Below are 16,529 nucleotides of genomic sequence, written 5' to 3'. Positions count from 1 at the left end.
GCCACCTCCGGCGGCGCCCCCACCGCCACCCCCGGCGGCACCGAGGAACGGCTGCGCGACTACCTGCGCCGCGCGACCGCCGACCTGCGCCAGGCCAGGCGCCGGATCGAGGCCCTGGAGGAGCGCGCGCACGAGCCGGTCGCGATCGTCGGCATGGCCTGCCGGCTGCCCGGCGGCGTGCGCACCCCCGAGGACCTGTGGCGGCTGCTCGCCGAACGCCGGGACGCCATCGGCGACTTCCCCGCCGACCGCGGCTGGGACCTCGACGCGCTGTTCGACGAGGACCCGGCCACCCCCGGCACCTCCTACGCCCGCCAGGGCGGCTTCCTGGACGGCGCCGGCGAGTTCGACGCCGCCTTCTTCGGCCTCGGCCCGCGCGAGGCGCTCGCCATGGACCCCCAGCAGCGGCTGCTGCTGGAGACCGCCTGGCGGACCTTCGAGTCCGCCGCCCTCGACCCGGCCGCCCTGCGCGGCAGCCGGACCGGCGTGTACGTCGGCATGATCGGCCAGGACTACGCCCCGCGCCCGCACGAGGTGGCCGGCGAACTCGACGGCCACTTCATGACCGGCAACGCCGGGTCCGTCGCCTCCGGCCGGCTCGCCTACCACTTCGGCCTGCACGGACCGGCCCTGACCGTCGACACCGCCTGCTCCTCCTCGCTGGTGGCGCTGCACCTGGCGGCCCGCTCGCTGCGCTCGCGCGAGAGCGACCTCGCCCTGGCCGGCGGGGCCTGCGTGCTGGCCCACCCGAGGGTGTTCCTGGAGTTCAGCCGCCAGCGCGGGCTGGCCCCGGACGGGCGGTGCAAGGCCTTCGCGGCGGGCGCCGACGGCACCGGGCTCGCCGAGGGCGTCGGCCTGCTGCTCCTGGAGCGCCTGTCCGACGCCCGTGCCAACGGCCACCGGGTGCTGGCCGTGCTGCGCGGTTCGGCCGTCAACCAGGACGGCCCCAGCAACGGGCTCACCGCCCCCAGCGGGCCGGCCCAGGAGGCCGTCGTCCGGGAGGCGCTGGCCGACGCCCGGCTCACCCCCGACCAGGTCGACGCGGTCGAGGCGCACGGCACCGGCACCACGCTCGGCGACCCGATCGAGGCCCGTGCCCTGCTCGCGGTGTACGGCCGCGCCGAGCGTGAACGCCCGCTGCGGCTCGGCTCGTTGAAGTCCAACATCGGTCACACCCAGGCCGCCGCCGGAGCCGCCGGGGTGATCAAGCTGATCCTCTCCCTGCGGCACGACACCCTGCCCGCCAGCCTCCACCTGGACACGCCCACCCCGCACGTCGACTGGTCGGAAGGCGCCGTCGAACTGCTCGCCGAGGCCGCGCCCTGGCCGCGCGGGGAGCGCCCGCGCCGGGCCGCCGTGTCCTCCTTCGGGATCAGCGGCACCAACGCCCACCTGATCCTGGAGGAGGCCCCCGAGCCGCCGGCCGCCGAACCCGGTCCCGAGCCCGGCGCCGGCCCCGCCGACCGGCCCTGGCTGCTCACCGCCCGCACCCCCGAGGCGCTGCGCGACCACGCGCTGGCGCTGGCCGCGCACGCCGAGGCCGGCGCCACGGACGGTATCGGGAACGGCGCCGCGGACCGTGCCCGGGACACCGCCCACTGGCTTGGCCACGGCCGGGCGCGGTTCCCGCACCGGGCCGCCGTGCTGACCGACCGCCCGGCGGAGATCGCCCCGGCCCTGCGCGCCCTGGCGGCCGGCGGCACCCACCCCGCCCTGGTGCGCGGCACCGCCGTCGCCGCCCCCAGGGCCGCCTGGACCTTCACCGGCCAGGGCTCCCAGCAGCCCGGCATGGGGCGTGAACTCCACGCCGAGCACCAGGAGTTCGCCAAGGCGCTGGACGAGGTGTGCGACGCCCTCGACCCCCACCTGGACCGCCCGCTGCGGGACGTGATGTTCGCTGAACCGGGCTCCGCCGCCTCCGCACTGCTGGACCGCACCCGGTACACCCAGCCGGCCCTGTTCGCCCACCAGACCGCGCTGGCCCGACTGCTGGGCACCCGGCTGCCCCCACCGGTCGCGGTGCTCGGCCACTCGATCGGCGAACTGTCCGCCGCCCACCTGGCCGGGGTGTTCGACCTGGAGTCGGCGGCCGCGCTGGTCGCCGCCCGGGCCCGGCTGATGGACGAACTGCCCGCCGGCGCGGGCGCGATGCTCTCCGTCCAGGCCCCCGAGGAGCGGCTCACCGCACTGCTCGCACCGTACGGGCAGGCGCTCGGCCTGGCCGCCGTCAACGGACCGGCCTCCACGGTGGTCTCCGGCGACGCCGACGCGATCGCCCGGCTCGACCGCGAGCTCACCGGCCTCGGCCTGCGCACCCGCCGGCTGCGGGTCTCGCACGCCTTCCACTCCGCCCAGCTGGACCCGGTGCTGGAACGCTTCCACGCCGAGGCGCGGCGGATCGGCTACCGCGCCCCGAGCCTGCCGGTGATCAGCAACCTCACCGGCGAGACCGCCGACCCCGAGCGGATCGCGAGCCCCCGCTACTGGACCGAGCAGATCCGCGCCACCGTCCGCTTCGAGCAGGGCGTGCGCACCCTGCGCGAGCGGTACGGCGTCACCGCCTACCTGGAACTCGGCCCGCACAGCACGCTCGCCGCGCTGACCGCCGCGATCCACCCGGAGGCCGTCCAACTGCCCGTGCAGCTGCGCGAACGGCCCCCGTCGAGGGCGCTCGCCGCCGCGCTGGCCGGGGCCGAGGTGCACGGGCTGCCGGTCGGCGGGCCGAGCGGGCCGGCGCCCGCCGCCGACCCCGACACCGTGCCCGGCCACCCCTTCGCCCCGACGGTCCACTGGCTGGCCACCCCCGGCCCCTCCGGCGCCGGCCGCGAACCCGCGCCGCTGCCCGGGGCCACCACCGCGGAACGGGAGCCCGCCGAGGACCCGGCCGCCCTGCTGCGGCGCTGGGCGGACGCCGGGCCCGGGCACCGCACCGCCCTGCTGCTCGCTCTGGTCAGGGAACAGGCCGCCGAGGCCCTCGGCTACGCCGACCCGGCCCGGATCGGCGAGCGGGAGCGCTTCCAGGACCTCGGCTTCTCCTCCTTCACCGTCCTGGACCTGCGCAACCGGCTCGTCGCCGCGACCGGGCTCGCGCTCCCCCCGGTGGTCGCCTTCGACCACCCCACGCCGGTCGAACTGACCGCCCACCTCGACCACCTGCTGGCCGAGTCCGTCCTGCCCGCCGCCTGAGGCACCGAGCCCGTCCACCCCCCACCGAACGACCAAGCCCGCCGAACCTTCCAGAGGAGCGAACCCCGGTCATGCGCGTCGGAATCACCTACCTCAGCATCTCCCCGTCGGTCGACCGGTCGTCCGCCCGGCAGAAGTACCTGGACTTCGCCCGGCAGGTCGAATGGGCCAACGACCGGGGCTTCTCCGGCATCTGGATCACCGAGCACCACTTCTCCGGCTACAGCCTCAGCTCCTCCCCGCTGCTGCTGCTCGGCCAGGCCGCCGCGCTCGCCCCCGACCTGCGGATCGGCACCGGCATCCTGGTGCTGCCGCTGTGGGACCCGGTCCGCCTGGTCGCCGACGTCAACACCCTGGACCAGCTGTCCGGCGGCCGCCTGGACCTCGGCATCGGCCGCGGCTACCAGCCGCACGAGTTCCTCGGCTTCGGCCGCGACCTCGACCGGAGCCGGGCCGCCTTCGAGGAGTCCGCCGACCTGGTGCTGCGGCTGCTCACCGAGACCGAGGTCACCCACAAGGGCGAGTTCCACCGGATCGACGCCCCGGTGACCGTCCTGCCGCCCTCCCACCAGGCCCCGCACCCGCCGGTGTGGGCCGCCGCGGTCTCGCCCGAGTCCACCCGCTTCGCCGTCCGGCGCGGCTTCCACCTGCTCGGCCTCGCCCTGTCGACCCCGGCCGAACTCGCCGCCCAGTGGCGGACGGTGGCCACCCTGGCGGCCGAGGAGGGGGTCGCGGCGGAGGGCCTGGAGTACGCCGTCAACCGCTTCGTCCACGTCGGCACCGACCCGGCCGGGCGCCGGGCCGCGGCCCGCGAGGTCGCCCGGCAGATCCAGACCTCCCGCGCCCTGGCCGAGGGCGCCTACCCGACCGGGGGCCGGCCACCGGTCCCGGCCGCCGTCGACCCGGCCGACGAGGAACTCGCCTACCAGCGGCTGCTGGCCGGCTCGCCCGAGCAGATCGTCGAGCAGATCGCCGAACTCGCCGCCGCCGGCGTCACCCGGGTCAACGCCGCCTTCGAGTACGGCACCCTGCCCGCCGACACGGCCTTCGCCGCGCTGCGCACCTTCGCCGCCGAGGTGCTCCCGGCCCTGCGGGAGCTGCCCGTACGGCTCTGAACCCCCGCCCCGCAGCCCCACCCCCCAGCCCCCACACGCCGCAGGGGTGGGACACCGGCCGGTGTCCCACCCCTGCGGCACGTCCGGCGGTCAGGAGCTCAGGAGGCCAGGCCCGCGAGCTCGGCCAGCCGGGTGTAGGACTCCCGGCGGTCCGCCGGGTCGTAGGTGTTCGCCACCACCATCACCTCGTCCGCGCCCGACTCGGCCACGAAGGCCTTCAACTTCGCCGCCACCGTGTCCGGCCCGCCGACCACCTCCGAGCGCAGGTCGTTCAGCGGCCGGGTGCGCTGCGCGGCCTGCTCGGCCGGGGACGGCCGGTGGCCCAGGGCCTCCTCGACGGACAGCAGCGGCGCGGAGCGGCCCACCGCGTGCTGGGCCAGCGCGAGCCGCCACGGGGCGGCCAGCTCCTCGGCGTGCCGGTCGTCCCGGCCCACCACCACGGTCAGGGTCAGGACGGCCCACGGCCGCGCGCCCTCGCGGGCCGGGCGGAACTGCTCCCGGTAGCGGCGCAGCGCGGTGAAGGCGTTGGCGGGGTCCTGGTAGGCCGCCAGGTACGCGTAGCCCAGGCCCAGCCGGGCCGCGGTGCCCGCCGAGGCGGGGCTGCCGCCGAGCAGGAACACCTCGGGCAGCGGCGCGTCGGTCGGCACGGCCCGGACGGCGGCGAGCTCGTGCCCGTCCGGCAGGGCGGTGTGCCCGCCGAAGGCCAGCAGCTGCGCCAGCTGGCCGTTGAAGACGTCCGGGGCGAGCGAGGAGCGCTGCAGCAGGGCGGCGGTCGGCCCGTGCCCGGTGCCGGTGGAGCGGCCGATGCCGAGGTCGATCCGGCCCGGGTGCAGCGCCTCCAGGGTGCGGAACTGCTCGGCGACGTGCAGCGGCGAGTGGTTGGGCAGCAGCATCCCGCCGGCGCCGATCCGCAGCCGGGTGGTGCGGGCGGCCAGGTGGGCGATGACGATCTCGGGCGCCGAGATGCCCACCGCTGCCTCGGCGTGGTGCTCGGCGACCCAGTACCGGCTGAAACCCAACGCCTCGACGTGCCGGGCGAGTCGGACGGCCTCGTCGAGCAGCTCGGAGGTGCCGGTGCCGGCCCGTCGGGGGCCCTGGTCGAGGACGGAGAACGCGGTCATGCCTGTTTCCTCAGGAGTCGGCCCCCGGTGCGCCGGGGGCGGGTGGACCGGGTCCGGGCGGCGGTGGTCACACGCCGGCCGGGGCGGGGGTCGGGTACGGGTGCGGCAGTCCGTAGTGCTCGCGCAGCGTGCTGCCCCGGTAGGACGAGCGGTAGACGCCGCGCTTCTGCAGGATCGGCACCACCAGGTCGACGAAGGCCGGCAGTCCGTCGGCGAAGACGTCCGGCATCAGGGTGAAGCCGTCCGCGGCGCCCGAGACGAACCACTCCTCGGCGACGTCGGCGACCTGCTCGGGCGTGCCGATCGCCTCGATGTGCGCCCCGCGCCAGGGGGCGTGGCCGGCCAGCTCGTCCAGCCGGCGCAGCCGGGCCAGCGCCTCGCGCCGGCTGTCGGCGACGGTGGTCATCAGCCCGGGCAGGATCTTGACCGACCGGGGGTCGCGGCCGTGCCGTTCGGCCCGGGCCCGGACGTCGGCGGCGTAGGCGTGCGCGACGTCCGGGGTCTTGGCCCCGGAGAACACCACGTCGGCCGTCCGCCCGGCCAGTTCGCGCCCCGGCTCGGAGGCGCCCGCCTGCACCACCAGCGGGTGGCCCTGGGCGGAGGGCGGCAGCGGCAGCGGCCCGCGGACGCTGAAGTGCTCGCCCTGGTGGGAGATCGGCCGCAGCCGCCCCGGGTCGGTGAACCGCCCGGTGCGCACGTCCGCGACCAGTGCCTCCGGCTCCCAGCTGCGCCACAGCGCCTTGACGATGTCCACGAACTCTTCGGCGCGCGCGTACCGGTCGGTGCGCGGGGCCAGGCCGCTGCCGCCGAAGTTGGCCGCCACCTGGGGGATGTAGGTGGTGACGGCGTTCCAGCCGGCCCGCCCGCCGCTGAGCACGTCCAGCGACTTGAACCGGCGGGCGATGTTGTAGGGCTCGTTGGAGGTGGTGGAGGCGGTGGCGATCAGTCCGATCCGGGAGGTGGCGGCGGCGATCGCGGTGAGGATCAGCGTCGGCTCGTGGTAGTACGCGCCGTGCGGGCTGGTCTGGATGTCGGCGAAGACCCCGGGGGTGTCGGAGAGGAAGACCGCGTCCATCAGCCCGCGTTCGGCGGTCCGGGCGGCGTCCACCCAGGTCTCCACCCGGGCGAAGCCGTACGGGTCGGAGCCGGGTTCGCGCCAGGCGGCGGGGTGCACGCCCATGGCGCCGCCGACCATGTGCAGGTTGAGGTGGAGCTCGCGTTCGGTGCTCATCGGGCCTTCCCGGGGTTCGGGCCGTCCAGGTGGGGGACGGCGTCCAGCAGTTGGCGGGTGTAGGGGTGGCGCGGCGCGGTCAGGACCTCGGCGACGTCCCCGGACTCGACGACCTCGCCGTCCTTCATCACCAGCACCTCGTCGGCGACGTGGCGCACCACGCCGAGGTCGTGCGAGACGAACACGTAGGCCACGCCGAGTTCGGCCCGCAGCTCGGCCAGCAGGTCGAGGACCTGGGCCTGGACGGAGACGTCCAGCGCCGCCACCGGCTCGTCGAGCACGACGATCCGCGGGCGCGGTGCCAGCGCCCGGGCGATCGCGACCCGTTGGCGCTGCCCGCCGGACAGTTCGCGCGGACGGCGGTGCAGCAGTTCCGGGCCCAGCCCGACCTGGGCCATCAGCTCGGCGACCCGGCCGGCCCGGGCCCGCCGGGGCACCCCGGTGGCGGCCAGCGGCTCGGCGATGATCCGGGCGACGGGGTAGCGCGGGTCGAAGCTGCTGAGCGGGTCCTGGTGGACGACCTGGATCCGCCGGTGCAGGGCGCGCCGCCGGGCGCCGCGCAGGCCCTGCCAGGACTGCCCGTCCACCTCGACGCTCCCGGTGTCCGGCGCGGCCAGGCCCAGCAGCAGGCGCCCGGTGGTGCTCTTGCCGGAGCCGGACTCGCCGACGATGCCGAGCGTGCGGCCCTCCCGCAGGGTCAGCGAGACGTCCCGGACGGCGGCCACCGGGGCGTGCCCCGGGACGGCGAAGGACTTGCCGAGGCCCTCGGCGCGCAGCACCACCCGCTCCCCGGTGCGCGGCCGGGGCAGTTCGGCGCCCGCCCGCGGCCCGGACAGCCGGGTGCCGCGCGCCCCCGGCCGGGGCACGGCCGCCAGCAGCTGCCGGGTGTACGGGTGCCGGGGCTCGGCCAGCACCTCGGCGGTGGGGCCCTGTTCGACCACCTCGCCGTCCTTCATCACCAGCACCCGGTCGGCGACCCGCGCCACCACCGCCAGGTCGTGGCTGATCAGCAGCAGCGCCCGGCCGGCCCGGCGCCGCTCGGCGAGCAGTTCCAGGATCTGCGCCTGGACGGTGACGTCCAGGGCGGTGGTGGGCTCGTCGGCGATCAGCAGCGCCGGGTCGGCGGCGAGCGCGGAGGCGATCAGGGCGCGCTGGCGCAGCCCGCCGGACAGCTGGTGCGGGAACTGCCGGGCCCGCAGCCGCGGTTCGGGCACCCCCGCCTCGGCGAGCAGGGCCAGGACCCGCGCGGGCACCTCGGCGCGCGGCACGGTGCGGTGGGCGCGCAGCGCCTCGGCGATCTCGTCGCCGACCCGGCGCAGCGGGTCGAGCGAGACCAGCGCGTCCTGGAGCACGAAGCCGATCCGGCGTCCGCGCAGCGGCCGCCACTGCCGGTCGGTCAGTGCGCCCGCGTCGCGCCCGTCGATCCGGAACAGCTCGGCGGTGGTGCGCGCCCCCGGCCCGGTCAGCCCGACCAGGGCGCGCGCGGTGACGCTCTTGCCGGAGCCGGACTCGCCGACCAGGGCGACGCTCTCGCCGGCGCCGACGGTCAGCGACAGGCCGCGTACGGCGGTGACCGGGCCGCGCCGGCCGGGGAAGGCGACCTGGAGGCCGCGCACCTCGACCACCGGCGGCGCGGGCTCGGTCCGCGGGTGCGCGGGCTCGGACCGGGTCTCGGTGCTCATCGCGCCACCCGCCCCTCGGCCCGGTCCTGGAGCCACTGCCCGACGGCCGAGACGGCCAGCACCGTGAGGGTGATCGCCGCCCCGGGGAAGACCGCCGTCCACCAGGCGACCTGGACGTAGTCGCCGCTGCCCGCGAGCATCGCGCCCCACTCGGCGGTGGGCGGCTGCGGGCCCAGCCCGAGGAAGCTGAGCGCCGAGCCGGTGACGATCATGCCGCCGACGCCGACGGTGGCCAGCGCCAGCAGCGGCCCGACGGCGTTCGGCACGACGTGCCGCAGGACCACCTGGAGCCGCGACCAGCCGAGCACGGTGGCCGCCTCGACGTAGCCGGTGCCGCGCACCCGCAGCACCTCGGCGCGCACCAGCCGGGCGTACCCGGGCAGGGTGACCAGGGCGAGCCCGGCCACCAGGTTCCCGGTGCCGGTGCCCAGCACCGCGACGACCAGCAGCACCAGCAGCACGCCCGGGACGGACAGCAGCACGTCCAGCAGCCGGCCGGCGATCCGGTCGACGGTCCGTCCGCCCTGGGCGGCCAGCACGCCCACCAGGGTGCCGGCCGCCAGCGCCAGGGCGGAGGCGGCCAGGCCGATCAGCAGCGAGGGCCGGGCGCCGTGCACGACGCGGGAGTAGACGTCGCGTCCGTTCTCGTCGGTGCCCATCCAGTGGGCGGACCCGGGCGGCAGCAGGGTGTCGGCGGGGTTGGCGGCGTCCGGCCCGGCGCCGCCGAACAGGCCCGGCGCGAGTGCGGCCAGCAGCAGGAGGACGCAGACCGCGAGCCCCAGCGCGAGGCCGGGGCGGATGCGGGGGATGACCACGGGGTTTCCTCCTCAGCTCTCGCTGGTGCGCAGCCGCGGGTCGACCAGCCGGTAGGACAGGTCGACGGCGGTGTTGACGACGGTGTAGACCAGCCCCGCGACCAGCACGATGCCGATGACCAGCGGCAGGTCCTTGTTGCGGACGGCGGTGACGGCGAGCGTGCCCAGCCCCTGCCGGGAGAAGACCGACTCGACCACCACCGCGCCGCCGATCAGCGAGCCGGTCAGCCAGCCGACCAGGGTGGTGACCGGCAGCAGGCCGTGCCGCAGCGCGTGCCGCAGCCGGACGGCGGCCTCGCCGAGGCCCCGGGCCCGGGCGGTGGTGACGAAGGGTTCGTCCAGGGTCCGTTCCAGGCCGCGGCGCAGCACCCGGGTGATCACGGCGGCCGGCCCGGCGGCCAGTGCCAGGGCGGGCAGCACGAGCCCGTCCAGCCCCGGCGCGCCCAGCGCGGGGAACCAGCGCAGCCGGAAGGAGAACAGGGCGAGCAGCAGGGTGCCGAGCCAGAACGCGGGCACGGCCACGCCCAGGCCCTCCAGCAGGGCGACGGGGGTGCGCACCCAGCGCGGCCGGCCGGCCGTCAGCAGGGCCGCCGGGACGGCCAGCGCGACGGTCACCAGCACGGTGGCGCCCAGCAGTTGGAGGGTCGGGCCGAGTTGCTGGCCGATCGCGGTGCGCACCGGCAGGTGGAGTACGTAGGAGTCGCCGAGGTCGCCGCGCAGCACATGGCCGAGGAAGGTCAGGTACTGCACCGGCAGCGGTCGGTCGAGCCCGTACTCCCGGGTGATCTCCTCGCGCAGCCCGTCGCCGGTGCCGCGCAGGCCGGTGAGCAGGTCGACCGGGTCGCCGGAGGTGAGGTGCAGGGCGAGGAAGGCGAGCGTCACCGCGCCCCAGAGCACCAGGACGGCGCTGCCGAGCCGGCGCAGGGCGGCGCCGCCGAGGCGGTTCTGCGCGGCGCCGCCGGGGCGGCGGTCCGCCAGGGCGCCGGTCACCGGGCGAGCCAGGCGTCGGCGAAGTTCGGGAAGCTCTGCTGCTCGAAGGCGACGCCCCGCACCCGGGCGGAGGTGCCCAGCACGTAGGCGTTGCTGAACACCGGCAGGATCGCCGCGTCCTGGCTCACCTTCTGCTGGACGGCGGCGTAGAGGGTCTTCTGCCGCTGCACGTCGGTGGTCGCGAGCGCGTCGGCGAGCTGGGCGTCGACCTGGTCGTCGTGGTAGCGGGCGGCGTTGTTGTCGATCTTGGCGGTGGGGATGTGGGCGCTGCCGAAGACCAGCCGCAGCGCGTCCGGGGAGGAGTTGTTGGCGCTGCTGTTGAGCAGGTCGTAGTCCCCGGCCAGGACGCGCTTGACGTAGGTGCCGGTGTCCAGGTTCTGGTTGCGGATCTCGATCCCGAGGTCCTTCGCGGCGGCCTGGATCTGGGTGGCCAGGGCGGTGTACTGGCCGAAGTACTCGCCGATGTACAGGAAGTCCAGGCTCAGCCGCTTCCCGTCCCTGGTGCGGTAGCCCTCGCCGTCGCGCGCCGCCCAGCCGGCCTCGTCCAGCAGCTTCCCGGCGGCCGCCGCGTCGTACCGGTACTGGTCGGCGACGCCCGCCGCGTACTGGGGGGTGGACGGGGAGAGCGGTCCGGTGGCGGCCGGGAAGACGCCGAAGTAGAGCTTCTGGACGATCAGGTGCCAGTCGATGCCGTTGCGCAGCGCCCGGCGCAGCCGGACGTCGGCGAGCGGGCCCTTCTCGGTGTTGGGGTTCAGGCTCCACGGCACGCCGGGGGAGACGGCGCTCTGCACGGTGAACTTCGGGTCGGCCTTGAGCCTGGCGACGTTGACCGGGGCGATCGCGGCGGCGGCGTCGGCCTGACCGCTGGTCAGCGCGCCCTGGCGGGAGGAGCTGTCGGGGACGATCCGTACGGTGAGCCGGTCCAGGTGGGCGGCGCCCCGGTTGGCGGCGCCCTCGGGGGCCCAGGCGTAGTCGGCGCGGCGCTGGTAGGTGATGCCCTGCTGCGGGGTGAACCCCTCGGCGCTGGTGAAGGGGCCGGTGCCGACGATCTTCGAGCAGAGCGCCTTGGGGTCGCCGGCCAGGGTGGCGGGCGACTCGATGCCGAGGCTCGGGGAGGCCAGGCCGGTGAGGAACGAGGAGGCGGGCGCGGCGAGGGTGACCTCCACGGTCTGCGGGTCGACCACCCTGGCCGAGCGGTAGTTCTCGATCAGCTGGGCGGCGCCGGCGGACTTGGTGGCGGGGGCGACCACGTGGTCCAGGTTGGCCTTCACGGCGGCGGCGTCGAAGGCGGTGCCGTCGCTGAAGGTGACGCCGGTGCGCAGGGTGAAGGTGTAGGTCTTCTGGTCCTCGGAGATCTTCCAGGACTTCGCCAGCCAGGGCTGGACGGTGCCGCTGTCGTCCTGCCACACCAGGGAGTCCAGCGCGGCCCGGGAGAACAGGGCGTCGGCCTGGCCCTGGTGCGGGTCGAGGCAGGTCGGGCCGTAGGGGACGGCGAGGGTGAGGGTGCCGCCGGCCACCGGCCGGTCGCCGCCGGCGGCGTCGGCGCCGCCCGGTGTGGTCGCGGAGCCGGCGCAGGCGGCGGTCAGCGGGAGCACGGTGAGGGCGGCGACGAGGCCGAGTCTGGAGCGGAACCCCCTGCTGTGCACGGCGGTTCGGTGCCGGGTCGCGGTCCTGGCGGCGGCGGCGGGGGCGGCGGCGGGGGCGAGGGTGTCGGGGTGCGGTCGCATGGCGGGGCTTCTCTCCGAGGCGCGGACGGCGGCGGGGCCGCCGGGGACGGGTCGGGGTCGCCGCGAGGGCCGTCGCGCCGGCCGGTCAGTGGCTGCCGGGCCGCGCGGGGGCACAACGCGGCCGGGTACAGAGCGCGCTGTCGGTACGGGAGAGGTCGATCGCCCGGCGGGTGGCGGCGAGCAGCGGGCGCATGCCCGGCAGGCCACGCGTGGCGGACACCCCGTACTCCTAGGAGACCGGCTCCGGAACCGGAGCGCCGATGAATGGTCAGTTCTCGCCCAGGGACTGGCGCGAAACGATTCCCACTGACCCGGGTAGTTAATCAGACTGAACTAGGTTGTTCAATTGCCGTCCGCTCCATGGGAGGTGGAACCCGAGATGGCACCCGCCCCAGCAAGGCCCCTGGTGCGCAGCCTCCCCTGAGACTGAACTCATGAGTTCAGATCCGATTTAGCAAGCACCTGTGCGCTACTGTGAGGAACGTGAACGAACGTGAACTCCCGGGTACGGGCCGTGGCCGGATCGACAAGCGCAGCGCCATCCTGGACGCCGCGGTCAAGGTGTTCACGCGCGAGGGCTACGCCCAGGCGGGCATCGACGCCATCGCCGCGGCGGCCGGAGTGGCCAAGCCGACGCTCTACAACCACTTCGGGGACAAGGAGAACCTCTTCCGGGTGGTGATGCGGGACGGCGCCGAACGCACCGCCAACCGCATCGTCGCCGCCCTCGCCAGCCTCCCCGACGACGGACAGGACCTCGCGGCCGAACTGGAACGGGTGGCCCACCGCGTGGTCGAGTGCCAGCTCAGCGACGAGGGCTGGGCCCTGCAACGGCTGCTCTACGCCGAGGCCTCCCGACTGCCCGACCTCTACGACCAGGTCGTGGCCCGCGGCTCCCAGCCCGTCCAGGACGTCCTGGCCGGCCGCCTCTCCAGCCTGGCCAACCGCGGCCACCTGGACCTCGACGACCCGGCCGTGGCGGCGGCCCAGTTCATCGCCCTGGTCTCCGGCAACCTCCCCGGCCTCTCCGCCCTCGGCACCCGGCCCGTCGCCCCCGCCGACCTCGCCACCGCCGTCCGCACCGGCGTCGACACCTTCCTGCGCGCCTTCGGCACCCCGCGCCGCCGTCCGGCCCGCCGCTCCTGACCGGCGGCGGCGCCCCCCGGACGATCGGCTTCATCGCCCTGTCATCGCCCGCTGCGATGGTCCTCCGGTGACCTGGGCCCACCACGCACCGCAACGGAGCGGGCGGGCGGGCCGACCTCGTGGGGAGGAAACGCCATGCAAGCACGAAAGATCGCCGCCGCGTCCGCCGGGCTCCTGCTGACGGTGGGGCTGACGGCGGCCCAAGGCGCCACGGCACAGGCGGCGACCACGCGCGTGGCCGCCCCGTGCGAGGGCACCTACACGATCGTCGTCGGGGGCACCGGCAGCTCCTGGAACAACGACGGCTTCTACGGCAACATCCAGCAGCACGTCGGCTACCCGACGCAGATCCCCAACGGGGCGAGCACCCGGGCGGGCGTCAGCGAGCTGAACCGGCTGGTCCGCGACCAGCGCGCGGCCTGTCCCGACCAGCACGTCAAGATGGCCGGGTACTCGCTGGGCGCCGGCGTGGTGCACGTGTGGGTGACCGAGAACTGGCAGACCTTCGGCAACGTCAACGCCATCCTGGTCGCCGACCCCAAGCGCCAGGGCCCGCCCGGGGCCAACGGCGGGGCCGTGCCGTTCGGCGGCATCATCGGCGCCCCGCTGGCGGGGGCCGACCGGTTCTTCGGCAACGTGCCGGTCAAGACGATCTGCCACTGGGACTACGTCTGCGACGAGTCCGCCGGCATCTGGACCTACCCGAACAACCACGTCAAGAACTACCCCGAAGACTTCAACATGGACCACCACAACGACGGCGCCAACGAGCAGTGGTACAACGGCGCCTGGTACCCGGCGAGCTGGTAGCCGCCCGTACCGCCAGTAGCCGCCGGGCCCGCAACCGGCCCCCTCACCACCTGTCAGTGCCCGGGCGCCGCCCGGCCGCCGGCAGGTGGTGAGTCGTCTGCGGGGGGCGGTGGCGGGGGCGGGGGCCTGCGTCATCGGTCTGTCATCGCCCCTCCCTAGCGTGGCCGCGTACGGACAAAACCCTCGGATGACAGGGAAGGGACGGCCCGATGGCGCGGAGGGGACTCACAGCGAGGCTGCCGGTGGCGGTCTTGGCCGCGGTGGCACTGATGGGCACGACGGTGGCCGCCGGAGCACCGGCCGCCGGACCGGCGGCCACCGCCGGCGCACCGGACAAACCGACGATCCGCTACACCGAGTACGGCATCCCGCACATCATCGCCGCCGACCTGGCCGGGCTGGGGGAGGGCTACGGGTACGCCGCCGCCAAGGACAACATCTGCACCCTGGCCGACACCTACCTGATGGTCAACGCCCAGCGCTCCCGCTACCTGGGCCCGGACGGCAAGGCCAGCCCCGGCCAGAACCAGAACGTCACCACCAACCTCAACAGCGACCTCTACTTCCAGCGGATCAACGACAACCGGGTGGTGGAGGGGCTGATCGACCAGCCCGCGCCCAGGGGCCCGGAGCCGGAGGTCAAGGAGGCCATCCGCGGCTACGTCCAGGGCTACAACCGGTACCTGGCCGAGACCGGGGTCGGCAACATCACCGACCCGGCCTGCCGCGGCGCCGCCTGGGTGCGGCCGATCACCGAACTGGACGTCTACCGGCACGCCCACGCCGAGATCATCATGGGCAGCGCCGACCCGCTGGTGGACGGCGAGGTCAACGCCGCACCCCCGGGCGCCTCGGTCGCCGCCCAGCCCGGTGCCGCCCAGCCGGCCGCAGCCGCGCCGCAGCTCTCGCCGGAGGAGACCGGCAACCGGATCCGCGAGGCGATGGCCGCCGCCCGGCAGCAGGGCAGCATGGGCAGCAACGCCCTGGCGGTGGGCGCCCAGGGGGTGTCCGGGGGCACCAGCATGCTGCTGGCCAACCCGCACTTCCCCTGGCAGGGCAAGAACCGGATGTGGCAGGCCCAACTGACCATCCCGGGCCGCTTCAACGTCTCCGGGGCCAGCCTGCTCGGCCTGCCCGCCGTGAACATCGGGCACAACGACGACGTCGCCTGGAGCCACACCGTCGCCACGGTGGCCCCGTTCGGCCTCTTCGACGTCCAGGTGGACCCGCTGCACCCCACCAACTACCTGGTGGACGGCGTCTGGACGCCGATGACCTCGCAGCAGGTCGGGGTCGACGTGCTGAACCCGGACGGCTCGGTGGGCCGGGTCACCAGGACCCTCTGGGCCACCCGCTACGGCCCGATCACCACCTCGGTCCAGGGCATCCCGCTGCCCTGGGTCGTGAGCGCGCACGCGGTGCGGGACGCCAACATGGACAACCTGCGGGCGCTGAACACCTGGTTCCACCTCGACCAGGCCAAGGACGTCAACGAGGTGGTGAACGTCCTGGAGACCACCGAGGGCGTCCCCTTCTTCAACACCGTCGCCTCGGACCGCAAGGGCAACGCGCTCTACGCGGACATCCAGGCCACCCCGAACATCACCGACGCCCACGCGCAGTCCTGCCTCACCCTGACCGGCCAGATCCTGTTCAACCAGTCGCTGCGGCAGCCCAACGTGCCACCGGTGTCGATCTTCGACGGCAAACGCAGCGAGTGCGACTGGCCGAACGACCCGAACGCCGTCGCGCCGGGGCTGATGGACCCGCACCGGCAACCGCGGCTGATCCGCTCCGACTTCGTGGGCAACGCCAACGACAGCGCCTGGCTGGCCAACCCCGAGCAGCCGCTGTCCTTCCCCCGGGTGATGGGCGACAGCGCGGCACCCCGGACGCTGCGCACCCAGCAGCTGATCCTCACCGCCCAGAACCGGATCAACGGCACCGACGGCCTGCCGGGCCGGGGCTTCACCCCGGAGACCATGCGGCAACTGCTGTTCTCCGACCACAGCAGGGCGGCCGACCTGGCCCTCAACGCCACCGTGAGCGCCTGCCAGGGCGCGCCGTTCGGGCTCGTGCTGGTGGACGGCAACCTGGTCAACATCAGCGAGGCGTGTCCGATCCTGGCCGCCTGGAACCACGACTTCACGCCGGACAGCCGGGGTTCCTGGCTGTTCGAGAACGTCTGGTTCCTCCTGGGCGGCGGGCAGGCGATCGAGAAGCTGCCCTGGCGGGTGCCCTTCGACCCCAAGGACCCGGTGCACACGCCCAATTCGCTGGACGCCGGCAACGACGTCGTCCGCAACTCGGTCGCCCGGGCCGTGCTCTCCCTGCGCAACGCCGGCATCGCGCTGGACGCGCGGCTGTCGGACGTCCAGAAGGTCACCCGCAACGGCGAGCAGATCCCGGTCCCCGGCGCGATCCACGAAACGGGCGTGCTGAACGTGGTCACGCCCGGCACGGTCGACGGCAAGTTCGACATCACCTTCGGTTCCAGCTTCATCCAGGAGACCCGGTTCACCGCCGACGGGCCGCCGCAGGCCTCCTCGGTGCTGGCCTACTCCCAGTCCGCCAACCCGAACTCGCCGCACTACGCCGACCAGACCAAGCTGTTCTCGACCGGCCAGTGGGCGCCCGAGCGCTACACCGAGGAGCAGATCGCGGCCTCACCGGCCCTGGAGGTCAAGGTCCTTGACTGAGCCCCCG

General features: G+C 75.0%; 11 protein-coding genes and 1 pseudogene. 5 read left to right on the top strand and 7 right to left on the bottom strand.

Annotation, left to right across the window (positions count from 1 at the left end; genetic code table 11):
* Together ACFY2K_RS32525 and ACFY2K_RS32520 are read left to right on the top strand one after the other, a co-directional pair.
* Positions 1-3,186, top strand: a pseudogene (locus ACFY2K_RS32525) (type I polyketide synthase); the annotation flags it as partial.
* 71 nt (positions 3,187-3,257) lie between these two features.
* A complete protein-coding gene (locus tag ACFY2K_RS32520) occupies positions 3,258-4,301 on the top strand; it encodes an LLM class flavin-dependent oxidoreductase (RefSeq protein ID WP_387716252.1) in 1,044 nt (347 codons plus the stop codon).
* A gap of 98 nt (positions 4,302-4,399) precedes the next feature.
* Here the strand turns inward: ACFY2K_RS32520 and ACFY2K_RS32515 are convergent, their stop codons facing one another.
* From ACFY2K_RS32515 to ACFY2K_RS32485, 7 genes are all read right to left on the bottom strand, one after another.
* Entirely contained in the window at positions 4,400-5,422 is a 1,023-nt protein-coding gene (locus ACFY2K_RS32515; RefSeq protein ID WP_387716250.1) for an LLM class flavin-dependent oxidoreductase, read from the bottom strand.
* A 67-nt stretch (positions 5,423-5,489) separates the two neighbouring features.
* Positions 5,490-6,653, bottom strand: a complete 1,164-nt coding sequence (locus ACFY2K_RS32510) for an NtaA/DmoA family FMN-dependent monooxygenase (RefSeq protein WP_380525726.1) — start codon at positions 6,651-6,653, stop codon at positions 5,490-5,492.
* Complete coding sequence (locus tag ACFY2K_RS32505; protein WP_387716248.1) at positions 6,650-8,335, bottom strand: dipeptide ABC transporter ATP-binding protein; 1,686 nt, start codon at positions 8,333-8,335, stop codon at positions 6,650-6,652. The genes ACFY2K_RS32510 and ACFY2K_RS32505 overlap by 4 nt, the downstream gene beginning before the upstream one ends.
* Positions 8,332-9,150: an ABC transporter permease gene (locus ACFY2K_RS32500; protein ID WP_387716246.1), complete on the bottom strand. Its 819-nt coding sequence runs from the start codon at positions 9,148-9,150 to the stop codon at positions 8,332-8,334. Before ACFY2K_RS32500 ends, ACFY2K_RS32505 begins: the two co-directional genes overlap by 4 nt.
* Positions 9,151-9,162: 12 nt before the next feature.
* Positions 9,163-10,140, bottom strand: a complete 978-nt coding sequence (locus ACFY2K_RS32495) for an ABC transporter permease (RefSeq protein ID WP_387716244.1) — start codon at positions 10,138-10,140, stop codon at positions 9,163-9,165.
* Positions 10,137-11,867 (bottom strand): ABC transporter substrate-binding protein, encoded by a 1,731-nt coding sequence (locus tag ACFY2K_RS32490; RefSeq protein ID WP_387716242.1) that lies wholly within the window; start codon positions 11,865-11,867, stop codon positions 10,137-10,139. The genes ACFY2K_RS32495 and ACFY2K_RS32490 overlap by 4 nt, the downstream gene beginning before the upstream one ends.
* 85 nt (positions 11,868-11,952) lie before the next feature.
* Positions 11,953-12,087, bottom strand: a complete 135-nt coding sequence (locus ACFY2K_RS32485) for a hypothetical protein (RefSeq protein ID WP_375893150.1) — start codon at positions 12,085-12,087, stop codon at positions 11,953-11,955.
* A 263-nt stretch (positions 12,088-12,350) separates the two neighbouring features.
* Between ACFY2K_RS32485 and ACFY2K_RS32480 the strand changes: the two genes are divergently transcribed.
* From ACFY2K_RS32480 to ACFY2K_RS32470, 3 genes are all read left to right on the top strand, one after another.
* Positions 12,351-13,013 (top strand): TetR/AcrR family transcriptional regulator C-terminal domain-containing protein, encoded by a 663-nt coding sequence (locus ACFY2K_RS32480; RefSeq protein ID WP_375893149.1) that lies wholly within the window; start codon positions 12,351-12,353, stop codon positions 13,011-13,013.
* A 135-nt stretch (positions 13,014-13,148) separates the two neighbouring features.
* Positions 13,149-13,823 (top strand): cutinase family protein, encoded by a 675-nt coding sequence (locus ACFY2K_RS32475; protein ID WP_380525737.1) that lies wholly within the window; start codon positions 13,149-13,151, stop codon positions 13,821-13,823.
* A 269-nt stretch (positions 13,824-14,092) separates the two neighbouring features.
* Entirely contained in the window at positions 14,093-16,522 is a 2,430-nt protein-coding gene (locus ACFY2K_RS32470) for a penicillin acylase family protein (protein WP_380525739.1), read from the top strand.
* The last annotated feature ends 7 nt before the right edge of the window (positions 16,523-16,529 follow it).

This window comes from Kitasatospora sp. NPDC001309 (genome assembly GCF_042896295.1).
Classification (GTDB): domain Bacteria; phylum Actinomycetota; class Actinomycetes; order Streptomycetales; family Streptomycetaceae; genus Kitasatospora.
This window is presented reverse-complemented; position numbering and strand designations above follow the sequence as displayed.